Source organism: Halobacillus campisalis (genome assembly GCF_030345335.1).
GTDB classification, from domain to species: Bacteria; Bacillota; Bacilli; order Bacillales; family Halobacillaceae; genus Halobacillus_A; species Halobacillus_A campisalis.
This window is the reverse complement of sequence record NZ_JAPVRC010000003.1, coordinates 48,672-66,320: the sequence shown is the minus strand read 5'-3', so window position 1 is coordinate 66,320 and position 17,649 is coordinate 48,672. Positions and strand designations below refer to the sequence as shown.

At 41.6% G+C, this 17,649-nt stretch carries 16 protein-coding genes, 1 pseudogene and 1 riboswitch; of the genes and pseudogenes, 10 read left to right on the top strand and 7 right to left on the bottom strand.

Features of this window, described 5'->3' with window-relative positions; all coding sequences use genetic code 11:
- Positions 1-197 precede the first annotated feature (197 nt).
- The 6 genes from O2Q26_RS07800 (at position 198) to O2Q26_RS07775 (ending at position 7,140) form a co-directional block, all read left to right on the top strand.
- Positions 198-902, top strand: coding sequence for an SGNH/GDSL hydrolase family protein (locus O2Q26_RS07800; RefSeq protein ID WP_289215386.1), 705 nt, complete (start codon positions 198-200; stop codon positions 900-902).
- A gap of 94 nt (positions 903-996) precedes the next feature.
- On the top strand, positions 997-1,983 hold the full coding sequence (locus O2Q26_RS07795) for a Gfo/Idh/MocA family protein (protein ID WP_289215385.1): 987 nt from the start codon (positions 997-999) through the stop codon (positions 1,981-1,983).
- A 153-nt stretch (positions 1,984-2,136) separates the two neighbouring features.
- Positions 2,137-3,843, top strand: coding sequence for an ABC transporter ATP-binding protein (locus O2Q26_RS07790; protein ID WP_289215384.1), 1,707 nt, complete (start codon positions 2,137-2,139; stop codon positions 3,841-3,843).
- Positions 3,843-5,663: an ABC transporter ATP-binding protein gene (locus O2Q26_RS07785; protein ID WP_289215383.1), complete on the top strand. Its 1,821-nt coding sequence runs from the start codon at positions 3,843-3,845 to the stop codon at positions 5,661-5,663. Before O2Q26_RS07790 ends, O2Q26_RS07785 begins: the two co-directional genes overlap by 1 nt.
- Before the next feature lie 57 nt (positions 5,664-5,720).
- Complete coding sequence (locus O2Q26_RS07780) at positions 5,721-6,596, top strand: RluA family pseudouridine synthase (RefSeq protein ID WP_289215382.1); 876 nt, start codon at positions 5,721-5,723, stop codon at positions 6,594-6,596.
- A gap of 85 nt (positions 6,597-6,681) precedes the next feature.
- Complete coding sequence (locus O2Q26_RS07775; protein WP_289215381.1) at positions 6,682-7,140, top strand: cupredoxin domain-containing protein; 459 nt, start codon at positions 6,682-6,684, stop codon at positions 7,138-7,140.
- Between the two features lie 767 nt (positions 7,141-7,907).
- On the opposite strand, the gene O2Q26_RS07770 is transcribed toward O2Q26_RS07775, so the two are convergent.
- On the bottom strand, positions 7,908-9,464 hold the full coding sequence (locus O2Q26_RS07770) for a PTS transporter subunit EIIC (protein ID WP_289215380.1): 1,557 nt from the start codon (positions 9,462-9,464) through the stop codon (positions 7,908-7,910).
- Between the two features lie 86 nt (positions 9,465-9,550).
- Positions 9,551-10,900 carry a 6-phospho-alpha-glucosidase gene (locus O2Q26_RS07765; RefSeq protein WP_289215379.1) on the bottom strand — a complete coding sequence of 450 codons (1,350 nt, stop codon included), beginning with the start codon at positions 10,898-10,900 and terminating at the stop codon, positions 9,551-9,553.
- A 148-nt stretch (positions 10,901-11,048) separates the two neighbouring features.
- Between O2Q26_RS07765 and O2Q26_RS07760 the strand changes: the two genes are divergently transcribed.
- Entirely contained in the window at positions 11,049-11,759 is a 711-nt protein-coding gene (locus O2Q26_RS07760; RefSeq protein WP_289215378.1) for a GntR family transcriptional regulator, read from the top strand.
- Between the two features lie 295 nt (positions 11,760-12,054).
- Here the strand turns inward: O2Q26_RS07760 and O2Q26_RS07755 are convergent.
- Positions 12,055-12,396 (bottom strand): annotated as a pseudogene (locus tag O2Q26_RS07755) (6-phosphogluconolactonase); the annotation flags it as partial.
- On the opposite strand from O2Q26_RS07755, the gene O2Q26_RS07750 reads away from it, so the two are divergent.
- Positions 12,326-12,622 carry a PTS sugar transporter subunit IIB gene (locus O2Q26_RS07750; RefSeq protein ID WP_352232224.1) on the top strand — a complete coding sequence of 99 codons (297 nt, stop codon included), beginning with the start codon at positions 12,326-12,328 and terminating at the stop codon, positions 12,620-12,622. The pseudogene O2Q26_RS07755 and the gene O2Q26_RS07750 sit on opposite strands and share 71 nt — an antisense overlap.
- Positions 12,623-13,415: 793 nt before the next feature.
- Here the strand turns inward: O2Q26_RS07750 and O2Q26_RS07745 are convergent.
- Both O2Q26_RS07745 and O2Q26_RS07740 read right to left on the bottom strand, forming a co-directional pair.
- Positions 13,416-13,625 (bottom strand): PspC domain-containing protein, encoded by a 210-nt coding sequence (locus O2Q26_RS07745; protein WP_289215376.1) that lies wholly within the window; start codon positions 13,623-13,625, stop codon positions 13,416-13,418.
- 14 nt (positions 13,626-13,639) lie between these two features.
- A complete protein-coding gene (locus O2Q26_RS07740) occupies positions 13,640-14,092 on the bottom strand; it encodes a GNAT family N-acetyltransferase (protein WP_253934924.1) in 453 nt (150 codons plus the stop codon).
- Positions 14,093-14,205: 113 nt separating this feature from the next.
- Between O2Q26_RS07740 and O2Q26_RS07735 the strand changes: the two genes are divergently transcribed.
- A complete protein-coding gene (locus O2Q26_RS07735; protein WP_289215375.1) occupies positions 14,206-14,376 on the top strand; it encodes a hypothetical protein in 171 nt (56 codons plus the stop codon).
- A 115-nt stretch (positions 14,377-14,491) separates the two neighbouring features.
- On the opposite strand, the gene O2Q26_RS07730 is transcribed toward O2Q26_RS07735, so the two are convergent.
- Entirely contained in the window at positions 14,492-15,988 is a 1,497-nt protein-coding gene (locus O2Q26_RS07730; RefSeq protein WP_289215374.1) for a sodium:solute symporter family protein, read from the bottom strand.
- Positions 15,989-16,217: 229 nt separating this feature from the next.
- The gene (locus tag O2Q26_RS07725) at positions 16,218-16,364 is read right to left on the bottom strand and encodes a YezD family protein (RefSeq protein WP_289215710.1); all 147 of its coding nucleotides are present in this window, start codon (positions 16,362-16,364) and stop codon (positions 16,218-16,220) included.
- A 102-nt stretch (positions 16,365-16,466) separates the two neighbouring features.
- A riboswitch (SAM riboswitch) is annotated at positions 16,467-16,571 on the bottom strand.
- A gap of 144 nt (positions 16,572-16,715) precedes the next feature.
- On the opposite strand from O2Q26_RS07725, the gene O2Q26_RS07720 reads away from it, so the two are divergent.
- Complete coding sequence (locus O2Q26_RS07720; protein WP_289215373.1) at positions 16,716-17,162, top strand: hypothetical protein; 447 nt, start codon at positions 16,716-16,718, stop codon at positions 17,160-17,162.
- The last annotated feature ends 487 nt before the right edge of the window (positions 17,163-17,649 follow it).

Genomic DNA, 17,649 nt, shown 5'->3' with positions numbered 1-17,649 from the left:
GTAAAAAAATAAGTTTAACTTTTTGAATGGCTCGGTTTAAAATTTATCGAGCTGTTTTAATGGAATATCTTTTCAAAGTATAAAGCAATTTAGGCGTCTTGTTTTTAAAATGGAAGAATTAACTTCGATTGAATTCCTTAACAATCTGGAATGCTAAGAAGAAAACGGATAAGTAATGTGGAAAGGGAGGTCTTCCATTGAAAAGAATAATGGTTTTACTATGCTGCTTGCTGCTCATAAATGTATATTTTCCTTCTTCCACTTACAGTGAACAAAACCGACAAATGACAGCTATAGGAGATTCCATTCCATATGGATACAATTTGACTAAAGAAAATAAATATCCATCAGGAGGAGCATTTCCTTTTATGATGGGAGAAGAAAAAAATTTAGAAGTGACGAATTTGGGTATTCCGGGACTGACGTCAGAGGAACTGCTGCAGGCAGCCCGTGGAAATGATCTGTTTAGAGAAACAATCAAGAATAGCGATTATATCGTTCTTTATATTGGCGGTAATGATTTATTAAAAATTTTAAAAGATCACAAAAATTTACAAGGGATTGATATGGAAGAGGTTGCGCTTGTGGTGCGAAACCTTCTGTTTAATGTCTATTCCACGGTCATGGAGATTGATAAATTGACGGATGCAGAAATACTCGTATATAACATTTATAATCCATATCCTGAAAAAGGGGCTTCCTTAGAGCAGCCTCTTCACTATATAAACATCCAATACAACTCGCTTGTAGAATTGTTGAGTCACTTCACAAATGTAGAATTAGTCGATGCTTACCAGGCCTTTAAAGGACATCCGGAATATATAATTAAAGGAGATGTCCACCCGACGGCTGAAGGACAATTTACACTTGCTGAAATAGGATTAAATAAAATGGAGGAGTGATGATGCCGGATCATTTTCTGGCATCTTAAGGCTCCTCAGGCTTGTCCATCCTGTTATAATAAAAATAAATCTTTTATAATAAGGAGATATACATATGATACGTTTCGGTATAATCGGCACTAATTTCATTACAAATCTTATGATAGAAGCAGGACAGCACCTTGAAGAATTTAAGCTTCAAGCTGTCTATTCCAGAACTCAGGAACGAGCGGACGAATTTGCGGAGAAACATAATATTCCTACAACTTATACAAAGGTTGAGGACCTAGTCAAAAGTAAAGAAGTGGATGCTATTTATATAGCAAGTCCTAATTCTTTTCATTTTGAACACGCCATTGCAGCAATGAAGCATGGGAAACATGTCTTATGTGAAAAACCATTAGCTTCCAACGAGCATGAAGCTGCACGTATGATAGAGGCGGCTAAAGAACATAATGTTCTTCTTATGGAAGCTGTAAAATCAACGCTTATGCCCGAGTTTCTATCGATTAAAGAAAACCTTCATAAAATTGGCAAGGTTCGCAGGTATGTGGGGAACTTCTGTAAATATTCCTCGAGGTATGATGCCTATCGAGAAGGCACTGTACTAAATGCATTCAATCCTGAGTTTTCCAACGGTTCTTTAATGGACTTAGGGGTATATGGAATTTATCCAATGGTAGTATTGTTCGGCAGTCCGGAGAAAGTTCAAGCGAGCGGCATGGCGTTAGAATCAGGAGTCGACGGGGAGGGAAGCCTTCTCATGAAATATGAGGATATGGAAGCGGTCGTCATGCATTCAAAAATAAGCCATTCTTATAATCCTTCAGAAATACAAGGAGAAGAAGGGACCATTGTCATTCCTAATATTTCAGAACCGCGAGATGTTTATATTCAATACAACGACGGGTCGACAGAAAATTTGAGTGTACCCGATGAATATCCTCCTATGTATTATGAAATAAAGGAATTTATAGATCTGCTTCAAAAAGGCCACAAGCAATCTGAGGTCAATTCACTTGAAAATTCTCTCATCACATCGCAAATTATACGAGGTGCCCGTAGACAGATGGGAATCAGTTACCCGGCTGATAAAAAATAATCGTTCAAAAACACGGACTTCCTAATAACAAGTCCGTGTTTTTTCTTATCACCGGCCCTGAATACCGGACTAGCCTCAAGTTCTAAATAGTACTAAATCACTTCCTTATCCTGTATAATGATAGGAACTTTTCACGTATGCGGAGGACCTGCTATGAAGAAAATATTCGCTTATGCCGTTACATATAAAGTCTCAGCCGTCATCGCCATATTGTTGATGCTAATAGAATTAGTGGTAGAGCTTGTCCAGCCTTTACTAATGGCTCGGATCATCGATGATGGAATCATGCAGGAAGATTATACGGTCGTTGCCACATGGGGAGGGGTGCTCGTTGGCCTGTCTTTATTAGCTTTTGCAGCCGGCATTACCAATTCCTTTTTTGCCGCTAATGTAAGTCAGGGGGTTGGATATGATCTTCGGCGCGACCTGTTTAAAAAAGTCCAGTCGTTTTCCAATGAAAACTTTCAATCTTATTCAACGCCCAATCTTGTGACGCGCATGACGAATGACGTGATTCAAATCCAGAACCTTGTGCTGATGCTTATGCGCATCGCCCTGCGCGCGCCTCTATTTATTATATTCGCCCTCGTCATGGCATTTACTGTCAATGTTCAGCTTGCCTTTATTCTTCTTATCGCTGTCCCGGTGTTAGGCGCATTTTTATTCTGGGTGTTGTTAAAAGGAATTAAGTTATTTAAGCGAGTACAGACAAAGCTGGATGGAGTGAACACCGTGATCCGGGAGAATTTGACCGGTATCCGGCTCGTGAAGGGATTCAATCGTGGAGAATATGAGGAAGAAAGGTTCCATGAAGTCAATCACTCATTAATGGACAAAAATAAACGTGCACTTTGGCTGATGGAGCTTGCTATGCCTGTTGTCATGCTCGGCATGAACGTCATTATTCTGATTCTGCTTTGGTTCGGGGCTGTACAGCTGAATTTAGGGACAGCCCAGCCTGGTGAAGTCGTTGCGATTATCAACTATGCTACAAGGATCATGTTCACTTTTTCTATTTTTTCTTTTTTGATCATGGTTTTTTCCCGTGGGAATGCCTCAGCGAATCGGGTCAGTGACGTTTTGAATGAAAAAACACCTGATTTTAACCGACAAGGGGGAAGGGATACTCTATTGAAAGGGAATATAAAGTTTGAAGGGGTTACCTTTTCAAGAGGCGAAGCAGAAACGTTAACGGACATCAGCTTTAGTGCCCAATCAGGGGAGATGATTGGGATCCTTGGTGAGACCGGATCGGGGAAAACATCACTTCTTCATCTCATCCCAAGGCTGTTTGAAAAAGACAGCGGCACCATCTTGTTGGATGAGCAGGAAATCGAAGGATTGGACGTGCGTGCGATCCGCCGGCAAATCAGTCTGGTTCCCCAGGAGGTTCATTTATTCTCTGGTACTGTAAAAGAAAATATCGCATGGGGAAAAGAGAATGCAACAGATGAAGAAATTATGAGAGCGGCTGAGAGTGCTGAAATCCATTCTTTTATAAGTACTCTTCCAAATGGGTATGATAGCCGGATAGGTCAAAGAGGGGTGTCCTTCTCCGGAGGGCAGAAGCAGAGACTTTCGATTGCAAGAGCACTGGTGAGGAAACCCAAAATCCTTATATTAGATGACAGTACCAGCGCACTGGATGCTCATACAGAAGCGCGTCTGCTTAGAACGTTAAAGCAGCAAAATTGCACGATATTCATGGTTGCTCAGAAAATCAGCTCACTAAAAGCTGCTCATAAAATTTTATTGCTGGAGCGAGGCGAAATCATCGCAGAAGGTGACCACGAAGAGCTGCTTGAGTCGAGCGCTTATTACCGGGAAGTGTATCAATCTCAGCAGGAGGTCGTTATGTAATGGTGGACAAACAAAAGCCGAACCGTGCTCCGATTAACCGCCATCATGGGATAGGCACGAAACCCCCGAAAGTAGATGATATGAAAGCTACTCTTAAGCGAATCTGGAGTTATATGACAACTGAAAAGAAGCTGTTTAATGTCATCCTAGCCATTATTTTAGTGAGTTCCGGTTTATCTTTATTAGGACCGTATTTACTGGGGGTAGCTGTAGACCGAGTCATAGATGAACCTGCCACGAACACGCTTCTTGTTATGCTCAGCCTTCTGCTTGGTGTGTATGTTTTACATTCAGCGTTCTTATGGCTGCAAAACTACTTAATGATCGGTATATCGCAAAATACAGTTTATCGTATGCGGAATCATCTATTTTCCCACTTGCAGCGTCTGCCTCTTTTATTTTTTCAGAAAAAGCAGCAAGGGGAATTGATGAGCCGGCTGACAAACGACATGGAAAATGTCAGTCGCACATTAAACACGGCTATCATCCAGTTTGTAACTAGCATACTTACGATATTAGGGACGGTTATCATTATGCTGATCTTAAGTCCTGTCCTAACTTTGATGACGCTGACGATCGTTCCCGTCATGTATTTTGGCATGAAGTGGATTACAAAACGCACAGGCCGTTACTTCAAAGAGCAGCAAAAGCACCTTGGAGAAGTTAACGGATACGTTGAAGAAATGTTTTCGGGACAAATGATTATTTCTATGTTCTCCCGTGAAGATAGAGTAATCAAAGATTTCGAAGCAAAAAATGAAGCTTTAAAGGCCTCTGGCTACTGGGCGCAAACGTACTCTGGCTTTATCCCTAAGCTGATGAATATGTTGAACAATGTCAGTTTCGCGATCATAGTAGGTGCTGGCGGACTGCTTGCTTTAAATGGAAGTATCTCGATCGGCATCATTGTGACGTTTACGACGTATTCACGCCAATTCACAAGACCGCTCAACGACCTCGCCAACCAGTATAATATGATTCTATCCGCCGTCGCAGGTGCAGAGCGCGTCTTTCAGATTATTGACGAATCCGAAGAGAAGAAGGACGAAGAAAAAGCGTCTGCTATTCAATCGATTCATGGAGACATTGAGTTCCGCTCGGTCTATTTTTCTTATGACGAAGATGAGGATACACTATCAAACATAAGCTTCCGTGCTTCAAGAGGACAGACGGTGGCTTTAGTCGGTCCGACCGGTGCGGGGAAAACAACCATCATATCGCTGCTCTCCCGCTTTTATGAAACAGATGGGGGGGCGATCTTAGTTGATGGAAAAGATATTAAGACGATTACAAGAGACAGTCTGCGCAGTCAAATGGGAGTGGTGTTGCAGGATTCCACCATGTTCCATACAACGATACGTGAAAATATAAGGTATGGCCGTCTGGAGGCTTCGGACGAAGAGGTAGAAAAAGCGGCAAGGGAGGCACATGCACATGACTTTATTTCCCAATTGCGTGACGGTTATGATACTGTGCTTGATTCAGATGGAAAAGGAGTAAGTCATGGCCAGCGCCAGCTTCTTTCTATCGCTCGTGCGATGCTTGCCGACCCGGCCTTATTAATTTTAGATGAAGCCACGAGCAGCATTGATACCGTTACGGAAATGAAAATTAATGATGCCCTTGGAAAGCTGATGAAGAATAGAACAAGCTTTGTCATCGCCCACCGTCTAAATACCATCCGGGCGGCTGATCAGATTCTTGTGCTCGAGCACGGAGAAATCATTGAGAAAGGGAGTCACTGTGAGTTAGTTGATCAAGATGGCTTTTACGCCAACATGGTCGCCGCTCAGCAAGCCGAAAGTCAGGCATCTGTCTAAGGGGATAAAAATCGTTGACCATAAAATTGTTCTTACCTGATAAGGAGGTTCTCTTTCATGAAAAATTCGAATCGGTATCGCGTGGATGAACCCAGCCAATTGCTTGAATACCTGTTCACAATACTATCCGACCGCAGTCGAAACTCTGTAAAAACGCTGCTGGCTCGAGGACAGGTTTCCGTAGACGGCCAACCGGAGACGGCGTTCAATTATAAGCTGCAGCAGGGCCAAATGGTGGAAATCGGTCACAATCGCAGCTTCAAAAAAAGCACTCCTCTGCAAGGTCTGAAGATTCTGCATGAAGATGAAGACTTAATCATCATCGATAAAAGTTCAGGACTGTTATCAGTGGCTACAGCAAAGGAAAAACAATCGACAGCATACCGTCAGCTTACGGATCATGTAAAAAACCATAACCCTAAAGGACGGATATTCATCGTCCATAGGTTGGACCGGGAAACTTCTGGAGTCATGATGTTCGCAAAAAATGAAAAAATAAAGCGTGCGCTCCAAAACAATTGGAAAGATATTGTTAGAGAGCGTATCTATATGGCATTAGTTGAAGGTGAAGTTCAAACGGCTGAAGGCACCATCTCATCATGGCTGAAAGAATCAAAAAGCATGAAAATGCATTCGAGCCAAAAACCGAATGACGGACAATATGCCGTGACTCACTATAAGCGGATCCAATGGAATTCATCTTTTTCCTTATTGGAAGTTCAATTAGAAACCGGACGAAAAAACCAGATTCGAGTTCATATGGAAGACATCGGACATCCCATCGCAGGAGACAAAAAGTACGGTGCTGCAGGAAAGGGGATTGGCAGGCTAGGTCTCCATGCAAAACTACTTACGTTTCAACACCCCGCGACTAAAAAGTTGATGCGTTTTAAAGCAGAGACTCCAGAAGCATTTTACAAGAAATCGAAATGAATTTCAGTTTCTGGTAGAAAGTAGACAAGTTCCAAAGGTTTAAAAGCATATACATTAGCAAACAGGCTCTTTGGGAGGGGTATACTTGAAAGCTTTAGTTGTTTCAGGGAAAAAAATCCTTATCATCTGCAGCGCATTTTTTGTATTAGCCGGTGCGGTATTCATGATCAATCTCTTCTTTGGGAGTACGGCTCCCACTTCCTCACAGGTGGAAAGCGAACAGATGCGGACGATTAACCTTGTCACGGGTGAATTCAAAGCAGAGAAAGAGGACGGGCAGGTGATCGAAACCTACCGTTTTGATCCTGGCACTATTTTTGTGAAAAAAGGGGAGCTCTTTAAATTGAGTATTTATGGAGTCAATGGCCATGAACACCCGTTTACGATTGAGGGCACTGATAAGCAGGGAGTCGTAAAACAAGGCAGTGAAACCGTGTTAGATCTTCAGTTTGATGAAGAAGGGATTTATCGAGTGATTTGTAACACCCATACGACGACAGATACTGAAGGGCCGATGGTCGCTCATATTGTGGTTGGAGATTAGTGTTAGATAAGATTACGGGGATACAATAATGACATGGATAGAAGCACATTACTGTTTCAAAAAAAGAGTCGCTTTCCGCAGGGAAAGCGACTCTTTTTAATTAAGCCATGTTAAAGGTGGTTGTTGATATTGATAAGTGAGTTATTCAACAATATGGCAGGATAGTGGAAGACTTGATTTCGAGACATTGAGTGAGTGGATCAGGGCGGCGGGGAATGGCTCGCTTTCCGTGGGAGCGCGGTGAGCTTCCTCGGACGTCCCGTCCTGCGGGATCTCACCCAGCACTCTCTTCCCACAGGAGTCTCCCCATTCCCCGCCGCCCTTACTAAAAATGTGCTTCTGGAAATCATTTTTAAAAAGCTTCTTAGTAATAGTGGGATCATTTAACTCCAGTGGCAGGGCTCTAGCATTTTAGTAATAAAATCTACACTTTAAGGTAGGTCAAAACATATTCTTGCATACAACAGTCTCATTGGTTATTACTTAAGAGCAGTTATTTTTTCAGTGAATGTGCATGAGTTGTTTCCGCTTTTCTCGCAAAAGCAAGAAGGTCCGGGAAATTGCGAGACTCCTATGGGAAAACAGTACAGGGTGAGATCCCGGAGGGCGTTAGCCCGAGGAAGCTTACCGTACACCCATGGAAAGCGAGTGATTTTCCGGACCTTCAAGCTCTATTTTTGTGACGGAAACAGCCCGAATATCTCGAATCTGAGTCGTCCACTAATGTTTATATGAATATCATCACGGAACTTTAACAAAGCCAAAATCTAAGAAGCATTGGATTCATCAATAATACGGTTGATTTCATTTTTATAAAGATCTGAACGGCCCCCAAAGATGGCCTGAATGTTGTGATCGACCTTCACTACACCAGCAGCTCCAAGTGATCTAAGCTCGTCTTCATCAATTTTTTGTATTTCTTTAACTTCGACTCGAAGTCTCGTGAAGCAGGCATCAACATGCTTTAAGTTTTCTTGACCGCCTAAGGCGTTCATAATAGATGCCGCAGTCTCCTTGGTCTGTTCGGATTTTCCGCCCTTTTTCTTTTCATTAAAATCTTTTCGCGTATAAAGTTTGTTTTCCTGACCACCACGACCTGGCGTAGCAAGGTCCCACTTTTTAATAGCAAAAGAGAAGGAGAAGTAATAAATGACGAAGAACACGGCTCCTACAACTATATTTAACCACCAATTGTTTGTGCCTGGAATGGCGTTTACCAGAACATAGTCAATAAGCCCTGATCCACCTGCCCAACCAATATTAGCGTTAAGCATATACATGACCGAGAACGATATACCGGCCAAGACAGCGTGAAAGACAAATAGAAGCGGTGCTACAAATAAGAATGTGAATTCAATAGGTTCTGTAATTCCTGTCAGGAACGCCGTACCTGCTGCGGCAATCAGCATCCCTTTGACGACAGGACGATTCTTTTTATCAGCTTGACGATACATAGCAAGAGCAGCTCCAAGGAGTCCGAACATGATAACAGGGAACTTACCAGCCATAAAGCGGCCAGCTGTTACCTCTACACCTTCTGCAACCTGAGCTAGGAAAATGTACTGGTCACCAGACACAGAACTGCCGGCAACTTCAACGGTACCCCCAAGAGAAGTCCATAGAAACGGAGCGTACCAAATATGGTGAAGACCTGTTGGTATCAGAACTCGTTCAAGGAAACCATATAAACCAATGTAAAGAGGGTTAGTTGCTCCATTGGCGATAACATTTGCTACAGCGTTGATTCCGCCCTGGATAGGCGGCCAAACAATCATCATAGCTATAGCTAGAAAAATAGAGGAAAAAACCATGGCAATCCCCACAGAGCGGTCTCCGGCAAAAAAGCCTAGAACTTCTGGCGGATCAAATTCATGAAATTTGTTGTAAATCCAAACGGCAAGTAATCCCACGATTATACCGCCAAGAACCCCGGTTTCTAACGTCGGGATACCAAGCGCCATTCCATATTCTCCGCCCTCCTGAGCCATTTCAGGGGTTATATCAAGGGCAAAAGAAATAGTTTTGTTCATAATAATATAACCTAATAACGCTGCCAAAGCTGCAATCCCAGAGCCGCTCGTAAGCCCTATGGCTACACCAATTGCGAATATAATCGCTAAATTGTCAAATATACTGATTCCGATATCCGACATCCCGGTACCGATGAATTGGATCGTATCATTTTGTAAAAAAGTTAATGTATCTGCCAGCGGACCGGTGAGAGCAGCACCAATTCCAAGTAGTATACCTGCAGCGGGCAGAAGGGCGACAGGAACCATGAGTGATTTACCAAATTTCTGCAAACTTCCGAAATACTTTTTCACTTTTTAAATCCTCCTTTTAGGCAAGCGCTTTCTTTATAAGGGGAATAATAGACCCGAATTGTATATTGCGGGTCTATTATTTTCCATTAAATGTTTAAGGCTTGTTTGCTCGCGTGTAGTTCAGGCCAGTAATTTTTGTTTGCATCAATCATATCGTCAAGAATCTTTCTGGCTCTTGGCGCATCGATAACTGTGCGGTTCAACGTTAAAGCTTGAAGTGCTTTTTCGTAGCTGTTTTCGTAATAGGCGTCAACGACAAGTTTCTCATAGGCAAGCTGCCCTTCAATTAACCCTTTGTAAAAGGTGGAAATATAGCCGACCGAGAAAGGTTTAGGGCCGCGGTTCGTAATGACAGATGGAACTTCAACCATGGCATCATCTGGCAAGTTAGCGATGGTCCCGTTATTTTCAACCATCACGATAAAGATATCTCCGTTGTTATAAGCCATAGAAGCAGCTACACGAATCATATAACGTCCGTGAATATCGACTTCTAATTCGACATTTTCAGTTGTGTCATCTGCAATGATTTGATCAGCTAGAGAATGCACTCTTTTCTCGCGTCCATTAATAACCTGGCGTGCGCGAGTGTTGTCAGGCTCCTCTTTTTCAACCATCTGCGAAGGGTATAAATAATACTGCAAGTACGTATTCGGTAAATATTCAGGGAAATCGGTGACCATTTGTTCTACTTGCTTAAACGTTTTAATCCAGGAAGGGTCATTAGCAATCTCAGCATCTTCAGGAATAAAGCCATCTTCAGTTATAGCCCGTTTAATCGTGTCCGTGTGGTCAACACCGTCTTTGTCTAAAATGCTAGTAAACCAGCCAAAATGGTTAAGGCCGAAGTATTCAGGCACCAAGTCGAATACATCTTTGCCAAGAATCCCCGCGTAGCTGACCATAATAGCTGCGGGCATATCGCAAATGTTCAGAAGCTTCTTATCGTCAGGGAATTCACGACGGAGAGCCTCTGCCACGATAGCGGCTGGATTTGTATAATTTAGAATCCAGGCATTCGGTGAAAAATGACGAATATCGTTAACGAGATCGATCATATCTCCAATTGAACGAAGACCGTAGGCCATACCGCCAGGTCCGCACGTTTCTTGACCTACCGCACCATGACGTAGAGGGATTTGTTCATCTTGTTCACGCATTGCAAGGCCACCGGTTCGAATTTGAACGAATACAAAATCTGCATCAGTTAATGCTTCTTCTTTGTTCGTAGTATAAGAGAAATTTTCGAGTTCAGGATATTTCTCACGCAAAATGATTTCGGAAGCTTTAGCTATCTTCTCCTGGCGTTCAGCATTCGTATCATAAAACGTAATTGACTTTAATGGAAATTGCTCTTTCTCTGCTACTAAACTCATAATCATCCCGATGGTATACGTACTGCCACCGCCTACAACAACAAGATTTTGCTTTTTCATAGGGATTTCCCTCCTGATAGGTATTATATTTGTATTAATTAGTATTTAATATGAATATAATACATATTTATGAAAGCGTCAACATTTGTATCGAATTTTTTATAATTTTTCTGTATAATGTCTAGTGTGAAGAACAGGAGGAATACGTATGTCAGCGCCTTTATATAGAAGAATTGCACAAAAAATTAAAGAAGATATTTCTGAAGGGATTTGGAAAGATGGGGAGGCAATACCGACCGAACTTCACCTGTCTGAACAATATCAAGCCTCTCGTGTGACAGTACGTCAGGCAATTAAGGTCCTAGTGGAAGAAGGTTTACTTGAAAGAATTCAAGGAAGCGGGACTTATGTAAAAGAACAAAAAATTGAACATAATATATTTGACTTGCTGAGCTTTACAGAAGAAATGAGGCAGCTTGGTAAGGAACCGGTGAACAAAATCCTTAATTTTCAATTGATAGACCCTGATGATCATGTAAGGAAAATGCTTCAGCTTGCCGAAGGGGAAAAGGTATTTTATATACGGAGGCAAAGGTTGGTCGATGATGTTCCGTACGTGGTAGAAGATACTTATTTGCCAGTTTCTCTGTTTCCGAACTTATCCTATGGGATTATGAAGAAGTCCAAGTATGACTATATAGAGAAAGAGGTTGGCAAAAAAATAAAGGAAAGTTTTCAAGAAGTGATTCCTGTTTTGCCGAGTGAGGATGTCGCTCAAGCATTAACGGTAGATGAGTCTACTCCAATATTGAAAATGCAGTCCTACAGCGTTTTAGTAGATGGGACCGTTTTTGAATACAGTGAGAACCATTTTAAGAGTGATGAATATAAATTCACTCTTCGAGCCAAGAGACCGTAATGACATGAAATTGATAAGATTGCGTTTTGTTGTATCGGCTCCAGGCAGCATGTGGTTCGTTCATTATTGGTAATATAGAGGGGACGTTACTTTAAAAAATTGGGTGGCGGAAAATAACTTGTTTTCTATAAGCGTTAGACGAGTTCCCTCGGACTAAAGCCCTTTAGGGTCTTACCAAACATGCGTAAAGTAAGAGAGAGCTTTAAAGAAATTAGCAACTAAAAATAAACGTCCAGGATCACTATCCTAGACGTTTTCGCATTTGTTTTTTAAATATTTGATGCCAGCTTTTTGCCTATAGCTCCGTATGAGATAAAGCTGCTTCATCAGCAATTAAGGTGACGTTCAGGTGATTTCTTAAAATAGAGGCTGGGAAGTCTCCTGATATCTTTCCTTCAAGAAGCTTGGAAATGGCTTCTGCTTTTTTCTGTCCTGAAGCGAGCAGCAAAATTTCTTTACTTTCAAAGATGGATTGAATACCCATAGTGATAGCTTGTTCCGGGACGGATTCTAAAGTAGGAAAATAGCGGGAATTCGCCTTCCTTGTAGATTCCATCAGATGGATAATGTGGGTCTTACTATTAAAGGGAGTACCTGGTTCATTGAAGCCGATGTGCCCATTTAAATATATGGCTAAGAAAATCCTCCAATACATCGGAGGAAAAGAAAACGTAACGACGAACGACCATTGTATGACAAGATTGCGACTGGAATTAAAAGATACAGATATTGTAGATACTGAGAAAATCAAACAGACAGGTGCTCACGGAGTCGTCAAGATCGACAAACACAACCTTCAAATTATAATTGGTTCAGAAGCGACGACTGTGAAGAAGGAAATGGATAAATTTCTAGATGAATAAGAAGAGAGGGCTTTCCACTAAGTTTTTAAAAAAGAAAACCCCTTCTAATTAATCGTTCCAATCGTTTATATTTAGGCTTAGTCGCTTACAATATAACGATTGGAGCATTTTTTTGTATTGAACAATGACGAAGGCTGTTTTGATATTTCAATAAGAAAGTTATTCAATGATATGAATGAACGAACCCCTGACATCGGGTGGGGAGGTCTTCCTTAAGCTGCATTAAAGAAAGCGTCCTGCTGTAGGATTCCATATCTTTGCCACGTGAAGCAGTGCCTTAGTAGTTTCCGTTATTCACCCAAACGCAAGAAGGTCCGGGAAATTGCGAGACTCCTTTTTTAAATGCGGAAGCGCTTCGTTCAGCGGCGTGTGGACTGGACTGAGCTGGCGGAGATAAAGGAAACACGAAGAACGGAGCGATTCGATGTTTACTTATCGTACAGAAGTGAAGGAAGTCTCAGTAGCCGCTAAGCGCTGGAGCTGGATAATCCCCCATAAGGTTTATGAGCTGATGTACGGCTCTCAACTAATTTACGTGTAAGAGATGGGAAGATAGTACAGGGTGAGATCCCACAGGGCGTTAGCTTGAGGAAGCTCACCGTACGCCCATGGAAAGCGAGTGATTTCCCGGACCTTCAATCTCTATTTATAGAGACGGAAACAGTCCAATCTACCCAAACTGAATTTTCAATATAAAGGAGCTTATAGGGGGGATTTCAACAAGGGTATTAAACAGAGCTTGGAATAGAAAAAAAGAGCTGTCCCAAAATAACATGGGGACAGCTCCATTTCTCTATTCCGCTTCTTTATTGACCTCAATATCTTTAGGTATGATCAGAGCAGCTACAATGTAAACCAGTAAAAGAAAACCACTGCTTAAAAAGACTCCGACCGCATACAATATTCTTAATAAGCTTGTATCGATATCGTACTGCTCGCCTATTCCGCCTAATACACCAGACAACATTTTATTGCTCGTTGATTTGTAAAGCCTCTTCTTCACTGTAATCCTCTCCTTTAAGAAAGATCTCTGGAAAATACAATCATATCGGTTGCTAGGATTCCATTCTCATAAATGGGTTCTGGGTAGTCTAAGAAGAAATCTTTTCTAATAGAATCCATACGAAATCCGCATCTTTGATAAAAACTGATATTCGCAAGACTTGAATTCGCTGTTCCTACTATCATTTCACTAAATCCTCTATCTTGAAACATGGAAAAGCTCTTTTGAATAACAGACGTTCCAATTCCTTTTCCTTGCTTTGTGAAAATGACGGCAATATTTTTTATCTCAACAACTTTTGGAGAAGGGAAGGTGAATAAACACGCGCCAATGACCTGATCGCCATCAACGATAGCGTATAATTCACCTTCTTGTATATAATCCATTACCTTTTCTTCATCTTCATCTGCTAATAGGAGGTAAGGGAGGTATTCTTCTCGGTTCACTACATGCTTCAGTTCGATCATCGTAAGTTTCTCCTTATTGAGTGAGGTAGTATCAGTCATATTTTCTATAAAGTACAGAATTTGTCCGTTCATGGTACAATTCTTAATAAGTTGATTATAGAGGAGGAATCCTGATGCAGCGAAAATTATCTGTTGCCGGGTGGCTGTTGTTTTTAGTTGGGGTAGGCCTGTGGTTATTCAATATTGAGGCAAGCTTCGAAGAGGCTGATTCTGTACTGATCGGTTTAGGTGCCATTCTCCTGCTTTTCTCCGGTATTATGAAGATGAAAGATCAACAAGATTAGCTTAAACAGCGCTCGTTAAAAAAACAGGCTTTCAGGAATATTTTAACATAAAAAAAGTGTGCTCTCCAGATGATCGATCCTGAAAAGCACACTTTTATCCTAGGTTTCCTATGATTTATTTCAAAAGGTTCAATACAGAGGCATGACGCAAACGAGTGTAAGATGTTACATAACTGATTACGTACATAGTAATGAAGCTTAAAACAGAACAAAGGAATAAAGCCACATATATATTTCCTAGTACTTCAAAGCTGGTGAGCCAAATGTAAGTACCTGAACCGACAAGTACAGAGGCGGTTGCGCCATAACGGTTTCCTCCATCCCAGAAGTACCCTAAAAGGATGGCTCCGAAAGTACCACTGATAATGGCAGAAAAACTGAATTGAATCAATAAAGCCAATGATTCTGGCGGTTGGATGGACAAGTATAAAGATAAGCCTCCCACAAGAATCAGCGACCATTTTGACGCGGTGACTGCCCACTGATCGACTGCATCTGCGGAAAGGGTTGAAAATCGTTCCAGCAATGGTTTAACAATATCATTCCCAATACTGGACGTAACTGTTACGTACAACCCATCGGTACTTGAAAGAATCGCTGACAGCAGGCCGATGACTAAAATACCGACGATAATCGGAGGGAAAGCCTCCATCAAATATATTGGCAGAGCATGGTCCATATTAGATATACCGGGTGCAATGACTCGGGCAGCCAGGCCGCCGAATACCATTAAAGTACTTATGAAAAATAAATTGATTCCTGCTGACATCGTAAACGGCCGTAAATCTTCTTCTTTTTCCAGGGATAGAAACTTATTAGCGAGTTGTGGAGTCAGGACAAACCCTATCATCAGAAATTGGATCGCTATTACAGCGAGAGCATTATCATAAGGCCCGCCATCTGAAAAAGGAGTCACGAGGCCTGGATCTGCTGCAGCTAATTGACTTTTTAATTCAGAAAAAACAGAGAATCCACCGCCAATTGTCCAAAATAAGGAAAGAAAAACGATGATCCCTGTAATCCCCATCAAAATTCCTTGTATACCATCGGTTATCAGTTGAGCGAACATTCCTCCGAGCCTAATGTAAAAAACGGTAATAACCACGCCTATTACAATCCCTGCACTATAAGGAATTCCCATGATCGTCTCAAATATCGAGGCCATGCCGACATTTTGTCCTACAATGTAATAAATATTGAATAGCAGCAGTAAGGATACGATAGTCTGTAAGGATTTACTATTGTATCTTTTTCCGAGCCACTCAGGCAGGGTAGAGACTCCCCCTGCACGATGATGAACTTTCCAGAACTTTTTTGCAAGAAGCAGTAAAGCGATCCAGGCTACCCCGAATGCCCCAAGTACATACCAGAGCACTGATAATCCATGAGCATAAGCGAGGCCGGGGACTCCTATGTAAAGGTTGGCGCTGGCAAAAGTGGCGGAGAAACTGGCTCCTACAATCCAGGGTGGCACCTTTCCCTGGGCTGTGGCGAATCCTTTCATGGATTGGCTGAATTTCTTACCTTTATTTCCGATGTAAGAAAGCAGGAAAATATAACTTATAAATAAACTGACTGATATCCATAGAACGGGTCCTGATAATACTTCCATAATTAAGCTTGCTCCTTTCTCTTTTTAGGATAAATTTTTTGCCATAATACAATACCGCTGATCCAGAAAAATACTATTCCGATAAAATATATAGTCAACATATGTAGAACACTCCTTTTAAATGGGGGACAATCATAAACTATTCAAAAAAAGCAGCCATAAGCAGATTGCCCCTTTAAAAAGGAGAAAGCTTATGGCTGCCTCTAGTTTATCTAGTCAGCAACGCTATTTATTTAACTCTGACTTTTTCACTTTTTTCCAGTTGAATGACTTTTCCATCCTGGACGACGAGTTTTATCGAACCAAATTTCATAGTCGAAAGCATCGATTCGATCTCATTCGTGACCTTTTTTAAGTGTTCTTCCTCATTCTGCAGTTTGATCCACTCCTTTCCCTGAACGTTTCAAGGTACAGTCGACAATAAAAAAAGCCCCTCAAAAATTTGAGAGACTTCTAATAAACGTACATCGCTATATGTACCTTATCTCTCAAAATGGATTTCCATTTTGCTGGAGTTAGCACCTTGCAGATTGCAGGTTGCCGGGCTTCACAGGGCCAGTCCCTCAGCCGCTCTTGATAAGAGCTATTTAACTTATTTTTTTGAATTTTACATTAATTACTGAAAAGTGTCAATGTCCTCTGTGTCTAACTTTGGAAATTAATTATAGGTTTAAATCGGGTACTTCTGGGTATTATTCTGATATAACTTAAGAGAGCGGGTGAGCCTATGAATCAAAATATTTCCCATGAAGAGATGGATAGCATTCTGGCGAATTTAGAGGGTGAATACATTCGAGCACTGAATGGAAATGACTCGACAAACATAGAGGAGTTTGTTGAGCAGTTTCTTTATGACTCCTGGGACTACAACGACCGTAATATCGAATCAATCCAAAAAGTCATGAGCCGATATTCAGGAGGCGAGATCCATGCGAACACCTTTGCAGGATCTTTTCAAAAAATGGTGGATCACTTACAGAAGAAGTTGGCCAGTCTGGATGAAGATGACCAGTATCCGATGGTCCATTCTCCATTAGGCGCTTCTATACTAGTTGCATTTGTAGATGGTCTAGTCATCCAATACTATACAGCAGTTTACACCGTAGACGATTTGAAAGAGGCAACACCTCATTTCAAGCAAATCATATTAAATGCTTTGCGTATGGAGCGATAACGGTAAAAAAGCCACGAGGAGACTCTCGGGGCTTTTTTAATTTTTAACGATTTATAGTTTACAGGAGCTTATTTCAGAGTATTGATAAACTCTGTAGTAATGGAATATTTTACATAAAAATAATAATTGCTAGTATAGTAAAAACTAAACTTAGAAAGAAATTTCTTGAGAAGCCAAAAGGTATATATGGCAGCATTGTGGAAGGCTTGGTTTTGAGACATTGGGTGAGAGGAACAGGGCGGCGGGGAATGACTCGCTTTCCGTGGGAGCGCGGTGAGCTTCCTCGGACGTCCCGTCCTGCGGGATCTCACCAAGCACTCTCTTCCCACAGGAGTCTCCCCATTCCCCGCTGCCCCTCACTATAAATGTGCTTCTCGATATTGCTTAAAAAGAACTTTCTCAGTAATAGTGGGACCATTAAACTCCAGTGCTCTGTTTATGGCATTTTAGTTTAAAAACTTCCTGCACTTTAAGGTAGGTCCAAGCA

Coding starts and splice junctions, on each gene's coding strand:
- O2Q26_RS07760 (WP_289215378.1), top strand. CDS start 11,049: ATGTCAGCGCCTTTATATAGAAGAATTGCACAAAAAATTAAAGAAGAT.
- O2Q26_RS07765 (WP_289215379.1), bottom strand. CDS start 10,900: ATGAAAAAGCAAAATCTTGTTGTTGTAGGCGGTGGCAGTACGTATACC.
- O2Q26_RS07780 (WP_289215382.1), top strand. CDS start 5,721: ATGAAAAATTCGAATCGGTATCGCGTGGATGAACCCAGCCAATTGCTT.
- O2Q26_RS07785 (WP_289215383.1), top strand. CDS start 3,843: ATGGTGGACAAACAAAAGCCGAACCGTGCTCCGATTAACCGCCATCAT.
- O2Q26_RS07735 (WP_289215375.1), top strand. CDS start 14,206: ATGCAGCGAAAATTATCTGTTGCCGGGTGGCTGTTGTTTTTAGTTGGG.
- O2Q26_RS07740 (WP_253934924.1), bottom strand. CDS start 14,092: ATGATCGAACTGAAGCATGTAGTGAACCGAGAAGAATACCTCCCTTAC.
- O2Q26_RS07795 (WP_289215385.1), top strand. CDS start 997: ATGATACGTTTCGGTATAATCGGCACTAATTTCATTACAAATCTTATG.
- O2Q26_RS07720 (WP_289215373.1), top strand. CDS start 16,716: ATGAATCAAAATATTTCCCATGAAGAGATGGATAGCATTCTGGCGAAT.
- O2Q26_RS07750 (WP_352232224.1), top strand. CDS start 12,326: ATGTGGGTCTTACTATTAAAGGGAGTACCTGGTTCATTGAAGCCGATG.
- O2Q26_RS07790 (WP_289215384.1), top strand. CDS start 2,137: ATGAAGAAAATATTCGCTTATGCCGTTACATATAAAGTCTCAGCCGTC.
- O2Q26_RS07730 (WP_289215374.1), bottom strand. CDS start 15,988: ATGGAAGTATTATCAGGACCCGTTCTATGGATATCAGTCAGTTTATTT.